The sequence below is a fragment of the Streptomyces sp. NPDC001980 genome (genome assembly GCF_040296885.1).
Classification (GTDB): domain Bacteria; phylum Actinomycetota; class Actinomycetes; order Streptomycetales; family Streptomycetaceae; genus Streptomyces.
The window spans coordinates 169,157-186,632 of the sequence record NZ_JBEOYD010000009.1; the positions used below are offsets into that span (position 1 = coordinate 169,157).

At 71.4% G+C, this 17,476-nt stretch carries 10 protein-coding genes; 9 read left to right on the top strand and 1 reads right to left on the bottom strand.

What is annotated here, in order from left to right; genetic code table 11:
- The first annotated feature begins 34 nt into the window (after positions 1–34).
- From ABT137_RS16445 to ABT137_RS16470, 6 genes are all read left to right on the top strand, one after another.
- Positions 35–385: an SsgA family sporulation/cell division regulator gene (locus ABT137_RS16445; protein ID WP_351708839.1), complete on the top strand. Its 351-nt coding sequence runs from the start codon at positions 35–37 to the stop codon at positions 383–385.
- 220 nt (positions 386–605) lie between these two features.
- On the top strand, positions 606–3,566 hold the full coding sequence (locus ABT137_RS16450) for a BTAD domain-containing putative transcriptional regulator (RefSeq protein ID WP_351708842.1): 2,961 nt from the start codon (positions 606–608) through the stop codon (positions 3,564–3,566).
- Positions 3,563–4,315 carry a prepilin peptidase gene (locus ABT137_RS16455; RefSeq protein WP_351708845.1) on the top strand — a complete coding sequence of 251 codons (753 nt, stop codon included), beginning with the start codon at positions 3,563–3,565 and terminating at the stop codon, positions 4,313–4,315. Before ABT137_RS16450 ends, ABT137_RS16455 begins: the two co-directional genes overlap by 4 nt.
- 145 nt (positions 4,316–4,460) lie before the next feature.
- Positions 4,461–10,184, top strand: a complete 5,724-nt coding sequence (locus tag ABT137_RS16460; RefSeq protein ID WP_351708847.1) for a WD40 repeat domain-containing protein — start codon at positions 4,461–4,463, stop codon at positions 10,182–10,184.
- Positions 10,185–10,228: 44 nt separating this feature from the next.
- Positions 10,229–11,428, top strand: coding sequence for a cyclic dehypoxanthinyl futalosine synthase (mqnC, locus tag ABT137_RS16465; RefSeq protein WP_351708850.1), 1,200 nt, complete (start codon positions 10,229–10,231; stop codon positions 11,426–11,428).
- A 26-nt stretch (positions 11,429–11,454) separates the two neighbouring features.
- Positions 11,455–11,907 (top strand): imidazolonepropionase-like domain-containing protein, encoded by a 453-nt coding sequence (locus tag ABT137_RS16470; RefSeq protein ID WP_351708853.1) that lies wholly within the window; start codon positions 11,455–11,457, stop codon positions 11,905–11,907.
- 88 nt (positions 11,908–11,995) lie between these two features.
- Here the strand turns inward: ABT137_RS16470 and ABT137_RS16475 are convergent, their stop codons facing one another.
- Complete coding sequence (locus ABT137_RS16475; protein ID WP_351708856.1) at positions 11,996–13,045, bottom strand: chitinase; 1,050 nt, start codon at positions 13,043–13,045, stop codon at positions 11,996–11,998.
- A gap of 305 nt (positions 13,046–13,350) precedes the next feature.
- On the opposite strand from ABT137_RS16475, the gene ABT137_RS16480 reads away from it, so the two are divergent.
- Genes ABT137_RS16480 through ABT137_RS16490 form a run of 3 tightly spaced genes read left to right on the top strand, consistent with a single transcriptional unit; the run spans position 13,351 to position 17,472 of the window.
- Entirely contained in the window at positions 13,351–13,728 is a 378-nt protein-coding gene (locus ABT137_RS16480; RefSeq protein WP_351708859.1) for a hypothetical protein, read from the top strand.
- Positions 13,729–13,750: 22 nt separating this feature from the next.
- A complete protein-coding gene (locus ABT137_RS16485; RefSeq protein ID WP_351708862.1) occupies positions 13,751–16,165 on the top strand; it encodes a bifunctional polysaccharide deacetylase/glycosyltransferase family 2 protein in 2,415 nt (804 codons plus the stop codon).
- Complete coding sequence (locus ABT137_RS16490) at positions 16,165–17,472, top strand: acyltransferase family protein (RefSeq protein WP_351708865.1); 1,308 nt, start codon at positions 16,165–16,167, stop codon at positions 17,470–17,472. The genes ABT137_RS16485 and ABT137_RS16490 overlap by 1 nt, the downstream gene beginning before the upstream one ends.
- The last annotated feature ends 4 nt before the right edge of the window (positions 17,473–17,476 follow it).

Consider the following 17,476-nt stretch of genomic DNA (forward strand, 5'->3'; position numbering starts at 1 on the left):
GACGGCCCACCACCGCATCCCCGGAGACGAACCCGTGCCCATCACGCTCGAACAGCCCACCGGCGCCCGCCTGCTCACCGCCGACGCGCAGGAGGTGGCGGTCCCCGCGACGCTCCGCTACACCTCGGCCGACCCGCAGGCCGTGCACTTCGTCTTCCCGCCGTGGATCTCCCTGGACGGTGAGGAGGTCACCTGGACCTTCGCGCGGGCCTTGCTGGAGGAGGGGCTGGAGGGCCCGGCCGTGCTCGGCAACGTGCAGGTGCGTCCGTACGGTGACTCGCGCACGGTCGTCGAACTCCGCGCGGAGGAGGGTGTGGCCGCGATCAGCTTCCCGACCTCCGCCCTCACCCGCTTCCTGCTGTCCTCGCTGCGGGTCGGCGACTGACGGGCTGTGTGGGGCGTGTGGAGGGGGCGTGTGCAGGTCGGGTGGTGGTAACTCCGGCCAATGGGAAACTGATTGGTGAAACCGGAGAATTCGGGCGCCGGTTGGTCGTTCTACCCCTTCGACGCTGTCGGTGCCAGTCAATAGGATCGTCAAGGGGACTTCGGCAGGCTCGATGCGCCCCCGGCCAACTCCTTCCACACACGACCCCGGGACACCCGCCATGGCGCGACGCAGCACATCAAGCTCGACGGGAAGGCCGACGGGCACCGCTCCGTCGGGTCCGCGGAACCGGACCCCGCAGCCGGTGCGGTTGCGTCGGCGTACCTTCGGGGACGTCGTCAGGGCGTTCCTCGCCTTCGTGGCGCTGCTGGTCCTCGTCGTCGGCGTCCCCGGCGCCCTCGCCGTGACGGTCGGCTGGCCCCTGCCGCGCAGCGCGCCCAGCATGGACTGGCTGTCGCAGCCGATCGACGTACAGACGTTCCTGAACGCGCTGACGGTCGTCGTCTGGCTGGCCTGGGCCCAGTTCACGGCCTGCGTGCTGGTGGAGGTCAAGGCCGCCGTCTCCGGCGTCGGCCTGCCCGGCCGGGTCCCCGGCGCCGGTCCCAGCCAGCTGCTCGCCCGTCAGCTCGTGGCCGCGCTGCTGCTGGTCGGCGCCACCGCCGCCAGCTTCACCCCGGGCCTCTCCCAGCTCGGCCACAGCCTGGAGGGCAACCAGAAGGGCACGGTGGCCACCGCCCAGGCGACCCCCGGCATCCTCGCCCAGCAGCAGGAGCAGGCGAAGAGCACCGCCGCCGCCCTCGCCGAGCAGGCCGGCCATGCCGCGGCCCAGGCCGAACAGGGCGGCTCCACCGCCACGCACGGGGCGACGAAGTACTACCGGATCCAGCCGCCCGAGGGCCGCCACCACGACTCCCTGTGGGAGATAGCGCAGCGCCACCTCGGCGACGGCCGCCGGTACAAGGAGATCTACGAGCTCAACAAGGACCGCATCCAGCCCGACGGCTCCCGGCTCTCCGAGGCCAGCCTCATCCGCCCCGGCTGGATCATGGAGATGCCCGGCGACGCGCACGGCGGCGAACTCGTCGAGAACCCCGACGCGCACGTCTCGCCGGAGGTCCGGCAGCAGATCGGCGACTACGCGCAGACCGGCGACCACGCCCAGCACCAGCAGCACCAGGAGCAGGGCGGCGGGCAGCACGCGGGCGAGGACGGAGCCACCGCCCAGATCACCGTGCCCGCTCAGCGGCAGGCCGGTGACACCGCCACCCCGCACGCCCAGGAGACGTCCGGCCACTCCTTCGGCCTCTCCGAGGCCCTCCTCGGCGCCCCCCTCCTCGCCACCGGCCTGCTCGCCGCCCTCGGCCGCCGGCGCCGGCAGGCCCTGTGGCAGTCGGCGCTCGGTGCCGTCGGCGGCAGCCGCGGCATGGAACCGCCGATCCCGACCGGCGACGCCCAGGACGTGCAGGACGCGCTGCTGGTCGGCGCCGACCCGGAGGGCGTACGACAGCTCGACCGGTCGCTCCGCGGACTCGCCGCCGCCCTCACCGCCGAGTCCCGTTCCCTGCCCGTCGTCTACGCGGCCTGGCTCAGCCACGGCGACCTGCATCTGCAGCTCGCCCAGCCGGCCGGCAAACCCCCGGCGCCCTGGCAGCTCGGCCAGGACCAGACGTTCTGGACGCTGTCCCGCGCGGACGCCGAGCGCTACGAGGACACCGACGCCGCGGCGCCGTACCCCGGTCTGGTCAGCCTCGGCACCATGGACGACTCGCGGCTGCTGCTCAACCTGGAGGCGGTGCCCGGCATCGTCTCGCTGAGCGGCCGCGAGGCCGACCGGGCCGCCGTGTTCGCCTCCGTCGCCGCCGAACTCGCCACCAACGGCTGGTCGGACCGTATGACCATCACCCTCGTGGGCTTCGGCGCGGACCTCACCCCGCTCGCCCCCAACCGGCTGCGCCATCTCGACGACGTGGAGGCGCTGTTCGAGACGATGGAGGCGGAGACCCGGCAGCGGCGCGGTGCGCTGGGCGCCGCCGACCACCACTCGGTCCTCACCGGCCGGACCGGCCCCGCCCAGCACACCCGCTGGGCGCCGAACCTCGTACTGCTCGCCACCCAGCCGTCCGCCGAGGACGCCGTGCGCCTCGCCGAACTCGCCGCCGACGCCGCCCGGCTCGGCATCGGCTACCTGGTCGGCAGCGAGCGCGACGACCTGCCCGGCGCCGCCTGGGCGATGGAGATCACCCCGGACGGCAGGCTCCTCGCCCCGCTGCTCGGCCTCGAACTCCAGGCCCAGCTGCTGCCCGCGGTCCAGCAGCGCGCGGTCGTCGAACTCTTCGTGGAGGCCGACCCCGAGCGCGACCCCGACGGACCCACCACCACCCCGCCGTTCCTCGTCGACATCAGCGAGCAGGGCCGTCCCGCGGTGTACGCGCGGCTCGTCGGACCGTACGAGATCATCGGCCTGGACACCCCCGACGGCGAGCGCAGCCCCCTCCTCCACGAGGCCCTTGCCCTGCTCCTCCTGCACCGCGAGGGCGTGCACCCGCGCGTGCTGTCGTCCGCGCTGTGGCCGCGGGGCGTGACGGAGGACGTCCGCGACGCCCTCCTGGAGCGGCTGCGCGGCTGGCTCGGCACCGACCCCGACGGCAGCCCCCGGCTGCGCGCGGACGCGGCCGGCCGCCTCACGCTCGCCAAGTCCGTCGTCTCCGACCTCGACGTGCTGCGCTCCCTCTATTACGAGGCCACCCAGGGCAAGGGCGTCGACAGCCGTGCGGTCCGCGGCCGGCTGCTCACCGACGCCCTCGTCCTGGTGCGCGGCCCGCTGCTCGCCGACCGCGCGGAGGGCCGCTACCGCTGGCTCACCCACGAGATCATCGACGCCCAGCTCCCGCTCCTCGTCGCCGACATCGGCCTCGCGCTGTCCGCGTTCCACCTGGAGAAGGACCGCGCGGAGAAGGCGATCGAGGCGCTCAGCGCGGCGCTGCGGACCGCCCCGGCGGACGAGCGCCTCTGGAACGAGCTGCTGCGCGCCACGCACGCCACCGGCGACCCGGACCGGCTGCGCGCCCTCGCCGCCGACCTGATCGCCCGCAGCGGCGCGCGCGGTCTGCCCCCGCGCACCGAGGCCCTCCTCGACGAACTCCTGCCGACCTGGCGCGACGGCGCCGCCGCGACCGGATGACGACCGCCCTGGACCTCGCCCTCCCGGCCGCCGCCGCCCTCTGGGGTGCGGCGGCCGGGTCCCTGCTGCCCCGCGCCGCGTACCGCTTCTCGGTACCGGCGGGGGAGGAGTGGCGCAAGACGTGCCCCGCGGGCCACCCCGTCAGGGGCTGGCTGGGGAGTGCGCAGTGCGGCGACTGCGCGGCCACCCTCGACGACGAACCCGCACCCGCCCCCCGCACCACCCCCCTCGCCCTCGCCACCGCCCTCGTCTGCGCAGCCCTCGCCCTGGCCACCGGCACCCGCCCCGAACTCGCCGTCTGGCTGCTCCTGGCCCCCGTCGGCGTGCTGCTCGCGGTGGTCGACTTCCGGGTGCAGCGCCTGCCCGACCCCCTCACGCTCCCCCTCGCGGCCGCCGCCCTCGCCCTCCTCGGGGTGGCCGCCCTGCTCCCCGAGCACGCCGGTGACTGGTTCACCTCCCTCTACGCCGCCCTCGCCCTCGGCGGCGCCTACTTCGTGCTCTTCCTCATCAACCCGGGCGGCATGGGCTTCGGCGACGTGAAGCTGGCCCTCGGCACGGGCGCCGTCCTCGGCTGGTACGGCTGGCCCACCGTGCTGCTCGGCACCTTCGCCGGGTTCCTGTTCGGCGCGCTGTACGGCGGTGCGCTCGTCGTCGTACGGCGGGCGGGCCGCAAGACGGCGATCGCGTTCGGGCCGTTCCTGATCGCGGGGGCCTTCGCGGGACTGCTGGTGGGGGCGTACACGGCGTAGAACTCCGGTATCCCGCACGGGAGTTCGACCGCTCGCCCGGTGCGGTGATTGTGCCGTTCCGGTGGACGTGGCGATGCTGAGGCATGCCCGCGCCGACCATGAACCGCGGGTGAGCCGCGATCGGCGCGAGCGGGGGAGAGCCGCAGTGGGCGCAAGGAAGATCGAGCAGGTCGTATCCCGGTACCACCCCGTCTTCGACGTGCCGAACCTGAAACTGGGTTACGGCCGCGACAAGAACCGCTATCTGGTCACCGGCGGTGCCCCCGACGGCCGGCTGCTGCGGCTGGGACCGGACGGTACCCGGCGCTTCGTCCGGGTCGGCGCCGCGGCGCTCTCCGTCACGGCCAACGCGGCCGGGGTGATCGCCATCGTGGAGCACCACTTCCAGCACCGGATCGTCTTCTACGACGCCGACTTCGCCGAACTCGGCCACTACGACGACTTCGCCGCCGACGACACCCTCGGCTACACCTCGCCCTCGGGCCTGGAGGCGGCCGAGTCCGGCGCCTTCTACGCCCTCGACCAGCACCGGCGACGCGTGCTCAAGCTGAACCCCGACGCCACCCTGAGCCAGGAGATCCCCCTCACCGGACTGCCGGCCGACGCCGTCTCGAACAAGGCGGCGGTCGGCCTGCGCGTGGCGGAGAACGCCGACCGCATCTACACCGCGTGGTCCAAGGCGGGGAACGGCGCGTCCGGCATCCTCTGCGCCACCGATCTCCAGGGGCGGCTCCTCTGGTACGACGAGGTCAAGGTCTCGGGCGGGCTCTACGGCGGCTTCGACGCGGACGGGGACGGCGAACTCCATGTGATCGTCGAGGGCCGGGGCAGGCAGGAGCTGCGGATCTACCAGCCCGGGAGCAAGGGGCAGAAGGAGTGGGCGGCGGGCACCATCGCGCTGCCCGACGACGGTTACGAGGTGCAGCACCTGCGGCTCCGCGACAAGAAGTACCACGTCAAGCGGAACGACCCCCTCTGCCTGGTCGAGGTGTACGACGCCGCGCAGGGCACCGCGCTCGACCAGGTGCTCGCCGACGTGGAGCGGTTGAGCCTGCAGTACGACACCGACGTGTGGACCGCCGGCCGGCCCGTGCCCCTGACCGTCACCCACACCCCGGGAAGGTGGGCCGACCGGCCGCGCTTCAGGGTCTGGCTGCGCCCGCTCGGCCTGCCGGAGTTCACCGAACTCCCGCTGTCCGGCGGCGCGGTGACCCCGCCCGCCGACGCCCGCGGGCTGTACCAGGTGCGGGTGTCGCCGGACGTCGGCGGACGCGTGTCCGAGTACGTCCTGGACGGCATCGTCGAGATCCGCCCGGAAGGCGCCGGGCAGGGCTCGCTGTCCCTGATGAGCTGCCGTATCGACCAGGACGCCAATGGCGCGGACAAGCGGGTCGACCTCAACCGCCTCCACTACGGCCGCGGCGAGGCCGTCACCGTCGCGATCGCGGCCCGGGCGGCCTCGGGGGTGCCGCTGCCGGCCGCCGTACGGGTCGTGCTGACGCGAGCGGGGTCCGAGGTCCGGGAGTGGGACGGCGTCCACCTGGACGCCCAGGGTGTCGGCCGGCTGGACATCGGCCCCGAGACCACCGCGGACCTGGAGCCCGGACGGTACGCCGTCGACGCCGACGCGCCGGCCGGCTTCACCGTCGCCCCGCAGTACCTGGAGATCGGGCCGGGACTGGCGACCAGGCCGGACTTCCATCTCACCCTGTACTCCGACATCTACGCCCCCAACCACGCCTGCTTCCCCATCGACCCCCGCGAGGCCGCCAAGGATCCGGCCACCGCCAGGCTGCCGAGCCTCGCGGACCTGCCGGACCTGGTCCAGGCCCACCTGGCCAGGGTGCGGGCGCTCGGTCTCAACCTCGCCGTCGACCGGCTCGGCGTGAACTGGGGTCGCACGTTCACCGCCGACTACGACGCCGACGGGGAGATCGTCGCCAGGCTGAAGAAGTCACCGGCCGCGGTCCACTGGCAGAAGGCCGTCTTCGAGGACGTGGGCCGCCGGACCATCGCGGGCTACGGCGCGTACGGCATCGAGGAGCAGGCGGTGCTCCTCTACAACGACGCCTTCCTGCCGTTGAACTGGCCGAAGAACTACGAGGCCCGCGACCTGCCCGCCCTGGTGAACGACCTCACGACGACCACCGGCCGGCTCGCCGCGTACGCCGCCTTCCGCGGCTGGACCTGGGGCGCCAACTGGTGGAACGGCCCGGTGGGCGTGGTCGCCGCGGAGAGCGAGTCGGAGCGGGGGGAGTACAACGCCCGCCTGAAGGACATCGCCGACGGCGATCCCACCTGGGCGCCCGTGCTCGACACCGTGACCGACCGCTCGATCAAGCTGAAGCCGACCGCGGCGGAGGAGTTCCGCAAGGCGCTCGACGACGTGGCCCCCGGCCTGACCACCGCCCTGACCCCGCCCTACCGGCAGCCCCAGACCGTGCCCCCGCTGCTGTTCGCCCAGGCCGACGAGGTCGACCTGCACTACCAGGGCGAGCAGATCCAGGTGATGCTGGCCACCGCCCACATGGTCGACTTCTACCGACGGCCGGGCAAACCGGCCTGGGGTCACCCGGAGTTGTCCAACGACGACGGCACCGGCGGCATGATCCTGCCGACGCTGTTCCAGCAGGTGCTGCGCGGCCCGAACGGCACCGGCCTGGTCCCCGACGAGGGTGTCCGCCAGGTCGAACCGGTCGCCGCCTACGCGGAACGCACCGGCGGCAGCGGCTGGAAACGCGGCGAGCCGCGCTCCGGAGGAGCGGGCAAGACCTCCGTCCAGCGCGCCGCGTTCGACCTGATCGCCCGCCTCGCCCCGACCGTCGCGGGCGCCCGCTCCGCCGACCGGATCGCGATCGTCGTCTCCACCCGGATGCTGCGCCTGGAGACCAACGAAGGCGGCTGGTTCGCCAGCCTCTACTTCGCCCGCCTCTACGACGCCTACAACGCCTGCCTCCACGCCCACCGCCCCGCGTCCTTCGTCTTCACCGAGGACGTCACCGCCGACGTACTGCGCGGCTACCAGGCCGTACTGCTCGTGGGCCAGAAGGTCGACCTGGATCCGCAACTGGACGCGGCGCTGCGGGCGGTGCACGCGAACGTGTACGCCGACGACACCTGCCACCCCGAGTACCGCACCGCCTTCCGCCCGCTCGGCTTCGGGTTCGACCAGGTCGACCTCAAGCGGGAACCGGCCTGGCAGGGCGACGACACCTCCTACTACCGCCTGCGCCGCGCCTTCCTGGCCCAGGGCGCCGCCGTCGCCGAGGCGCTGGCCGCCGTCCCGCCGGTCGCCGAGTGCGACAACCCCGAGGTGCTGCTCAGCGAACGGACGGCCGGGGACATCACGTACCTCTGGGCCGTCAACAACACCATGCCCGACTGGGAGCCGGAGACCGCCTGGCGGGTGGGCCTGCTCTGTGCCCAACGGCTGCCTGTCCAAGCCCGGTTGAAGGTACGGCTGCCCGCGCTGCACCAGGTCGTCGACGTGCTCACCGGCAGACCGGTCTCGCTGCTCGACGGCGTCTTCACGGCGGACCTGCGGACCGTACCGGCCCGGCTCTACGCGATCGTCCCGCTGCTGCACGACCCGCTGCCGACCGCCTCCGAGGACGGATTCGGCCCGCACGTCCGGGACATCGCGGTCTCCGCGGACGGCCGCACCGCCGCCCTCAACACCTTCAACTGGGACCACAACCTCTACGGCCTCGACCTCGCCACCGGCCGCACCCGCTGGCGGCAGCGGGTCGGCCACCACTTCGCCTACGCCCCCGTCGCCCGCCCCGGCGGCTTCGCCGCCCAGGGCTTCGACCTCGGCTCCGCCGAGGGCTACCACCTCTACCAGCTGGACTCCACCGGACGGGCACAGCGCCGGTACGCCCTGTTCGGCCTGCCCAAGAAGGCCACCGACTGGTCGAAGAGCGAGTGGGGTTACGACTACGGGCTGAACAACTTCGCGGTGGCGCCCGGCGGTTCGTGGACCGCCTCCTGCGGTGACCTGGGCCTCGCGGTGTGGGACGAGGAGGGGCACGAGAAGTGGTCGCACCCCTGGTGGGCGCAGCACCGCCGGACCCCGCTGCGCCTCCTCGCCCTCGACGACGACACCCTGATCACCTTTGCCGACGACACCGTCACCGGCCTCTCGGCGACGGACGGCAGCACCCTGTGGACCTTCGCCACCACCGAGAGCGGGAGCCTCGGCGGGGCCTTCGGCGCCGCGACCGTCAGTGGTGATCGGCGTACGGCGATGATCGCGTCCGAGGCCGACGGCGGCCGGGTGTTCGTGATCCGTGACGGCGTCCTGGCCCACACCCTCCCCACCGCGGCGAGCGAGCTGTCCCTCTCCGCCGACGGCTCCTTCCTCGTGGCCACCACGGGCAACCAGCTCCGTGCCTTCGACACCGGGGGCGGGCTGCTGTGGACGTACACCGGGGACGACTTCCTGCGCCGCCCGCGCATCTCGCCCGACGGCACCCGGGTCGCCGTGGGCAGCGAGCTGGGCACCCTGTCCGTACTCGACCGCGACGGGGTCCTGCTGACCGCGACCGACCTGCGCGCCCTCCCGGTGCCGGCCTGGCTGCCGGACGGCGATCTGCTGGTGGCCACCTGGATGGGCACGGTGATCCGCTACGGCACCGACCTCGACGAGCGCTGGCGGACCCGGCTGATCCCCGAGGAGAAGGACATCCGGTCGAAGCTGCGGGCCCCGGACCCGGTGCCGGTGGTGCGGGCGGACTGGGGCAACGCGCGGCCCGAGGCCTACCCGCTGACGCCCAACCTCCTGGTTCAGACGTACGCCTATCTCGGCATGAGGACGGTCGATCCGGATCGTGGCATGACCCAGGACCCGGACGAGGTCTTCGGCCTCCTCACCGACGGCAGCGCCGATCCGCCCGCCGGACCGTGGCTGAACCGGACGCTCCTGAACGGCATGGGAGCCACCGGCTCGGACCACCGCTTCCTCTTCACGGTGGACACCTTCCGCTACCAGCTGGAGCTGACCGGCGTCACGATCGCCGAGGACCCCGCGCACCCCGAGTCCTGGATGCGGGACGTCCTGCTCCAGTGGTGGGACGCCCGGGCCGGCGCCTGGCGGGACGGTCCGATGCTCCTCTCCGACCAGGCCCTGCACAGCCACGCCATCGAGCCGCCGCTGCACTCCGGACGCTTCCGGTTCGTCACGACCGGCGGCTCCACCTGGCCGGCGGGCAATCTCCGGCTCGGTGAACTGGTCTTCCACGGCAAGGTCCTTGGTCCCTCCCACCGGGACGTGGTGGAGAACAACGCTCTCGCCGTCCTCTTCGACGACCGCGTGGACGACGTGGAGGACCTCCTGCTCGACGGCCCGCACGTCGTCGACATCCAGGAGGGCGGCGCGTACGCCGGTCACAGGTGCCTGCGGGTGCCCGTGGCGCTGCCGGGCGCCCAGTACCCCATCCGGCACGGCCTCTTCTTCATGGACACGATGCACGACTGGAACTTCGAGATCGTGGAGCACCCGAGCGCCCCGGCCCAGTACCGGTACCTCCAGTTCGCCTGGAAGGCGCTCGGCGTCGACACCACCGGGATCGGCCTGCGGCTGGGGCCCGGCGGCAGCCCGGAGGCGGACGGCGACGATCAGTACTTCGGTGTGAACGCCGGGATCTCGAAGTGGGGGTCCCCCGACACCGTGCTGACCCAGATGACGGTCCCGGCCGACGAGTTCCCGGCCGACGGCTGGCGGACCGTCCGCGTGGACCTGTGGGCGGCGAGCACCGGCAGGCTGAAGAAGATCACCCAGCTCGGCGTGCGCACGGACGGCGGCGGCGCCCTCTTCGACCAGATCGTCCTCGGCCGGACCGAGGCCGACCTGCCGGAGAGGCTGGCGTAGGCTGACAGGGTCCGTCCACGACCCCTGCCGAAGGGAAAGCCCTGGTGACCGAGAAGGCCGACCTCCAGTCTGTCCTCGACCGTGCCGCGGCGGGCGGACGCATCACGCCCGAGGAGGCGCTCGACCTCTACCGCGACGCCCCGCTGCACGCGCTGGGCGCCGCCGCCGACGCCGTGCGCCGCCGCCGGTACGCGGGTACCGAGCACATCGCGACGTACATCATCGAGCGGAACATCAACTACACGAACGTGTGTGTCACGGCGTGCAAGTTCTGTGCCTTCTACGCGGCCCCCAAGGACACCGCCAAGGGCTGGACCCGCGACCTCGACGACATCCTGCGCCGCTGCGCGGAGACGGTCGAGCTGGGCGGCACCCAGATCATGTTCCAGGGCGGCCACCACCCCGACTTCGGCGTCGAGTACTACGAGAAGCACTTCAAGGCGATCAAGGACGCGTTCCCGCAGCTGGTCATCCACTCCCTGGGCGCCTCCGAGGTCGAGCACATGGCCCGGATCTCCGGCGTCTCCGTCGAGGAGGCCATCACCCGCATCCACGAGGCCGGCCTGGACTCCTTCGCGGGCGCCGGCGCGGAGCTCCTCCCCGCGCGCCCCCGCAAGGCCATCGCGCCCCTCAAGGAGAGCGGCGAGCGCTGGCTGGAGATCATGGAGACCGCCCACAGGCTCGGCGTCGAGTCCACCTCGACCATGCTCATGGGCACCGGCGAGACCAACGCCGAGCGCATCGAGCACCTGCGCATGATCCGGGACGTCCAGGACCGCACGGGCGGCTTCCGCGCCTTCATCCCGTACACCTACCAGCCCGAGAACAACCACCTGAAGGGCCGCACGCAGGCCACGCTCTTCGAGTACCTGCGGATGATCGCCATCGCCCGCCTCTTCATGGACAACGTCGCCCACATCCAGGGCTCCTGGCTGACGACCGGCAAGGAGGTCGGCCAGCTCTCGCTCCACTACGGCGCGGACGACCTCGGCTCGATCATGCTGGAGGAGAACGTCGTCTCCTCCGCCGGCGCCAAGCACCGCTCCAACCGCCTGGAGATCATCGACCTGATCCGCAAGGCGGGCCGCGTCCCGGCGCAGCGCGCCACGACCTACGAGCACCTCGTGGTCCACGACGACCCGGCGAACGACCCGGTCGACGAGCGGGTGATGTCCCACATCTCCTCGACGGCGATCGAGGGCGGCACCGCACACCCCGAGCTGAAGCTCCTCGCCTCCAACTGACGCCCGACGTATCCGTATTCGTATTCGTGGAGACGATTCACACGGCGGACCGGGTCTTCGTCACGTGGGACGCCGAGCCGGTCGAGAACGGCGCGGTGGCCGTCGTGCAGGACCGGATCGCCGCCGTGGGACCGTACGAGGACCTGCGTGAGCGCTTCCCGCGGGCACGGGTCCGCACCTGGCCGGGCGGCGCCCTGGGCCCGGCCCGCGTCCACGACGGCCCCCTTCCGGACGCCCCCAGCCCACGGGAGCGCGTGCACGCGGTGCTGAAGCAGGGGGCGGTCGCGGTCCTGGAGCGGTACGCGGACTCGCCCGAACTGCGGGCGGCGGCGGAGCGCAACGACGTGGTGGTCCTTTCGGGCACGCCGTCACAGCCGGCCATCGTGCAGACCGCCCGGGCCGACCTCGCGGTGTTCGACGAGGCGGGGGAGTGCATCGCCACGGTGTGCGCGGGGCGCCTTGTCCACAGGCGTAGGTAGGAGCGCCCCGACAGGGGCGCGGGGCTGTATCAATATGCGGCTCCGCCGCGTGGGCGCGACCAGCCACGTACTACCCGCAGTTGCGCACTCAGCCGGCAAACGCCTCCCCGAACGCCCCCGAACTCTGAGTCACCCCACTGCAATCGGTCGCCGCGTCATCCTGCGAAGCAGCCCCGCTCTCACACTGCACATCCCGGAACGTCGACCACATCGACACCCACGCGACCCCCTCCTCCTCCGCGAACGCCCGCACATCCTTCGCGTCGGACAGCGAGAACGTCTCCCCGTCGACGTCGTTCACCCCGATCATCGAGGTCAGCGCCATCCCGCCCCACGCTCCCGCGTCCGACAGCCCGAACACCTTCTTCAGCTGCGTGTGCGTGGCCTTCGCCGAGGTGACCGCGTAGCCGCCCATGTCGCCGTCGTACGACTCGCCGTAGTTCATGGTCATGATGTTCACCGTCGAGACCTGCACGTCGTACTTGTTCGCTGACTCCAGCAGCGCGAGGCCGTCGGAGTCGAGCCCCGACGGCATCACGGGGAGCGTGAAGGACACCTCCAGGTCCGGCCGTTCCTTCTGGAGCAGCGCGATCGCCTCCGACCGCAGGGCGACCGAGCCGGAGTCGGTCAGCGTGTCGCCCTCGATGTCGAAGTCGGCCTGCGTGGAGCCCGCGGCGTCCAGCGCGGCGCCGTACGCGGCGGCGAGGTTCGTCACGCTGGAGCACGTCGTCGCCAGCTCCTTCCCGGAGGCCCCGCCGAAGGACACCCGGACCGTCGCACCGTCCTCCTTCAGCTTGGAGATCCGCGACTTCACGGCCGAACCGCCGATGGCGTCCGCCCCGTTCCACGCCGGCGTGCAGCTGCTGCCGTCGGCGATCACGAAGGCCAGGTTGTACGTCGAGGGCGACCCGGCGTCGTCCGTGTCGGCGGCCTCCGTCGCGCTGACGTAGGGCGCGTACGACGTGCCGGACCCCTCCGAGCCGTCGGCCCCGCTCGCGGACGCCGACGCGGACGCCGACGCCTTCTCCGACGGCGCGGGTGCCGCGTCCGACGTGCCGTCGGAGCCCGAGGAGCACCCCGTGACTGCCATGGCAAACAGGCAGGTAAGCCCAGCAGCCGGCCTGAGGAAACTCCGCATTAAGATGCACCCGCTCTCGTGATTTGTGTCTCAGGCTCGAAACAAAGCCTGATTCAAAAGGAAAACGTCTCACATGGCCATGGTGTTCAACGGTTCGATCAATACATAGAAACCTCATGGAATGAAAGGCGTGAAGGGGGTGAAAGGTGCAGCACGAAAGGGATGTTCAGGTGGTTTCCTACCCCTGGCCGCCACCGCAGGTGTTCACAGAATCTCTCAGTGAAAAGACAGGTTAAGGGGTTTCTCATGGGCACCTCACAAGAACTCCGAAGGCGATCACATAAAGACTCCCTAATATCCGTGGAATGCAATCCGAGCCTGCCATCGAAAGCCGCGCCGCGGGGCGTGGTCGCCGCCGCAAACAAGGCAACGGGTCTGCCGAGGGGCCCGTATTCGTCGACTCCTCCGGGCGCCGTTCCAAGGTGCTGCGGCGCGTCGGCCTCCTCCTCGGCGTCGTCTGCCTCGCCTACACGGGAGTGCTCGGCGCCGCCTTCATGGGCTGGGGAACCTCGCTCACCCCGGACTCGCTGATCCCCGACTTCGCGCGCGCCGGCAACGCCCCCGGCGGCGAGCGCCCGCAGGGCGGCATCGGCCGTCAGGCCGGCCTGCCCAGCGGCCGCCCGTCGGCGCCGCCCTCGGCCACCGCCACCCCGTCCGCCTCCGCATCCGCCACCGCCGACTGACCGGGAACGCAGGCCTCTCCCCATGACTACTCCGACGTCCGCACGCGGCCGCAGGCGCGCCCCCTCCCGCATCGAGCGGGCGGCGGGCAGGGCCGCGGCGCTGCAGAAACCACGTGTCATCCTCGCCCTGCTGCTCCTGCTGGCGCTGACCTGCGTGATGCTGCTCGACGGCTATCTGCGCGCAGAGGTCGGCGGCGACCAGCGGGTGCGTACCGGCGCCAGCTCCAGCAAGGTCCCCGACAAGGTCCTCGACGGCGGCCCGATCCTCACCTTCCGGGGCGGTCAGGCGACCACGGTCTCGGTCCCCTCCAAGACCATCGCCCTCACCTTCGACGACGGCCCGAACCCGACCTACACCCCGCAGGTCCTCAAGATCCTGCAGCAGTACGACGTGCCCGCCACGTTCTTCCTGGTCGGCTCGATGGTGTCGCGCTACCCGAGCATCGTGAAGACGATGGTCCAGCAGGGCAACGAGGTCGGCATCCACACGTTCACGCACGTCGACCTGTCGTACCAGAGCGATGCCCGGATCAACCGCGAGATGCAGCAGACCCAGCTCGCGCTGGCGGGCGCGGCCGGCATCACCACGACCCTCTTCCGCGCGCCGTACTCCTCGGAGACGGACGCCATCGACAACTACAGCTGGCCGGTCTACAAGAAGCTCGGCGACGAGGGCTACACCAGCGTCTTCGTCGACACCGACAGCGACGACTGGAAGAAGCCGGGCGTCTCGAAGATCGTCAAGTGGGCCACGCCGAGCGGCACCAAGGGCGCGGCGGTCCTCTTCCACGACGCCGGTGGCGAGCGCTCGCAGACGATCAAGGCGCTGCCGCAGTACATCGAGAAGATGAAGGCGAAGGGCTACACCTTCACCACCGTCAGCGGTGTCATCCAGAAGCGGAGCACCACCGACCGGCAGGCCGCCTCCGCGAGCACCACCACGACGAACGGCCAGACCACCACCGGCCTCACCGAGGCCGGCGTGACCGGAACCGGCACGGGCACCGGCAGCGGCACGGCTACTGGCTCCCAGCCCGGCGGCGGCACCGCCCCGAACGGCACCGCCCCCAGCGGTGAGGGTGGTACCGGTACCGGTACCGGCACCCGCGCCACCACCGTCTCCCGCCTCCAGGCCGCCCACCGCACGGCCACCGGCATGACCCTCTACGAGGGCAAGGCCCTCATCGTGGCGGTCGCGATGGCCGAGTGGGCCCTCCCCGTCCTCTCCGGCCTGCTGTTCGTCGTGGGCGTCGCGGTGATGGGACGCTTCGGGATGATGCTGCTCATCGCCCGCCGCCACTACAGACAGCGCAACAAGCGCCGGTTCAGCTGGGGTCCGACGGTCACCCGGCCGGTGAGCGTGATCGTCCCGGCGTACAACGAGAAGGAGTGCATCGCCAACACCCTGGAGTCGCTGGCGCAGAGCACCCACCCGATCGAGGTCATCGTCGTCGACGACGGTTCCACGGACGGCACCTCGGAGATCGCCCGCGCCGCCGCCGACAAGCTCGGCATGCACAACGTCCGCGTCATCCGCCAGGAGAACGCCGGCAAGCCGGCCGCCCTCAACAACGGCGTGCGCAACGCCAGTTACGACATCGTCGTGATGATGGACGGCGACACGGTCTTCGAGCCGGAGACGGTACGGCACCTCGTGCAGCCCTTCTCCGACCCCGAGGTCGGCGCGGTCGCCGGGAACGCGAAGGTCGGCAACCGCAACACGATCATCGGCGCCTGGCAGCACATCGAGTACGTGATGGGCTTCAACCTCGACCGGCGCATGTACGACCTGCTGCGCTGCATGCCGACCATCCCCGGTGCGATCGGCGCCTTCCGCCGCGACGCGGTCCTGGGGGTCGGCGGCATGAGCGAGGACACCCTCGCCGAGGACACCGACATCACCATCGCCATGCACCGCGCCGGCTGGCGGGTCGTCTACCAGGAGCACGCCAAGGCCTGGACGGAGGCGCCCGGTTCGCTCAAGCAGCTGTGGTCCCAGCGCTACCGCTGGTCCTACGGCACCATGCAGGCCCTCTGGAAGCACCGCAAGTCCCTGACGGACAAGGGCCCGTCGGGCCGCTTCGGCCGCGTCGGCATGCCCCTGGTCGTCCTCTTCCAGATCGTCACCCCGGTCTTCGCCCCCCTCATCGACGTCTTCACGGTCTACTCCATGATCTTCGTCGACTTCGAGGCGGCCCTGCTGGCCTGGCTCGCCGTCCTCGGCATCCAACTGGCCTGCGCCGCCTACGCGTTCCGCCTGGACAAGGAGAAGTACCGCTACCTCGCGATGATGCCGCTGCAACAACTGGCCTACCGCCAGATGATGTACCTCGTCCTCATCCACTCCTGCATCACCGCCCTCACCGGCGGCCGCCTGCGCTGGCAGAAACTCAAGCGCACGGGCGAGGTCGGCACCCCGGCGGGGGTGAGCGGCTGATGACCTGGGACCAGCAGAACCCGTACCAGCAGAACCCGTACCAGCAGGGCTACAACGGCTACGACCACGGCCCCTACGGCGGCCAGCCGCAGTACGCGCAGCAGCCGTACCCGCAACAACAGCAGTACACCGAGTACACCTACAGCCCGGCGCCAGACCAGACGGCCCCTCTGCCCCTGGTGGAACCTGAACCGGAACCGGCACCGCAGCCGGATGCGACCGCTGTGGGCACCGAAGCTGCCGACGCCCAGGAGTCCGACCCCCGGCCCAAGCCCCCCGCAAGGGACCGCTACTTCGACACGCTCCGAGCCGTCGCCCTCATCCGCGTCGTCACCTACCACACCTTCGGCTGGGCCTGGTGCGGCATGGTGTTCCCCTCCATGGGCATCATGTTCGGCCTCGCCGGCACCCTCATGGCGAAGTCCCTGGAGCGCCCGGCACTGAAGGTGGTCAAGAGCCGCCTCCGCCGCCTGCTGCCCCCGTTCTGGTTCTGGGGCTTCTTCGTCGTCCTGGCGATGCTGATCCACGACTGGATGCCGGGCTGGCAGATCGTCTACTGGATCGTGCCGCTCGGCGACCCGCCGGGCAACGCGTGGGGCGAGCAGGCCTGGGAGATCCTCTGGTACCTGCGCACCTACCTCTGGTTCGTCCTCCTCTCCCCGGCCCTGCTGTGGATCTTCCGCAAGGCCCCGATCCCGGTACTCCTGGGGTCGCTGGCCCCGATCCTGGTCCTGAACTTCGTCTGGTCCGGCCCGGACAACCGCTTCGGCAGCGCCCTGTGGGACCTGTCGACGTACCTCTTCTGCTGGATCCTCGGCTTCGCCCACCGCGACGGGGTGCTCCGGCGGATGAAGCCGGCCCTGGTCGTCGTCGGCTCGCTCGCCGCCGTCGGCTACGGCGGCTGGTACGCCTTCTCGCACCAGGCCGACTTCGGCACCTACGACCTGGACGAGAACCCCCTCGCGCAGGCCTTCTGGTCGGCCGGGTTCGTGATGCTGCTGATGTGGGCGAAGGCCTACTTCAAGATCGACTTCGCCTGGCTGACCCGCTACAAGAAGCTCGACCGGACGGTCACGATCTTCAACGCCCGCGCGGTGACCATCTACCTCTGGCACGAGATCGCCCTGGTCCTCGCGGTCCCGCTGATCGACCAGATGTGGAACGTGCCCGCGTTCGAGAAGTGGCTCCCGCTGGACAGCCAGTGGTTCATGTTCGGCGTCGGCTGGATCCTGATCGCGGTGTTCGTCGTGGCGTGCGGCTGGGTGGAGGACGTGGCCGCGAAGAAGAAGCCGAAGCTCCTCCCCTGAGGGC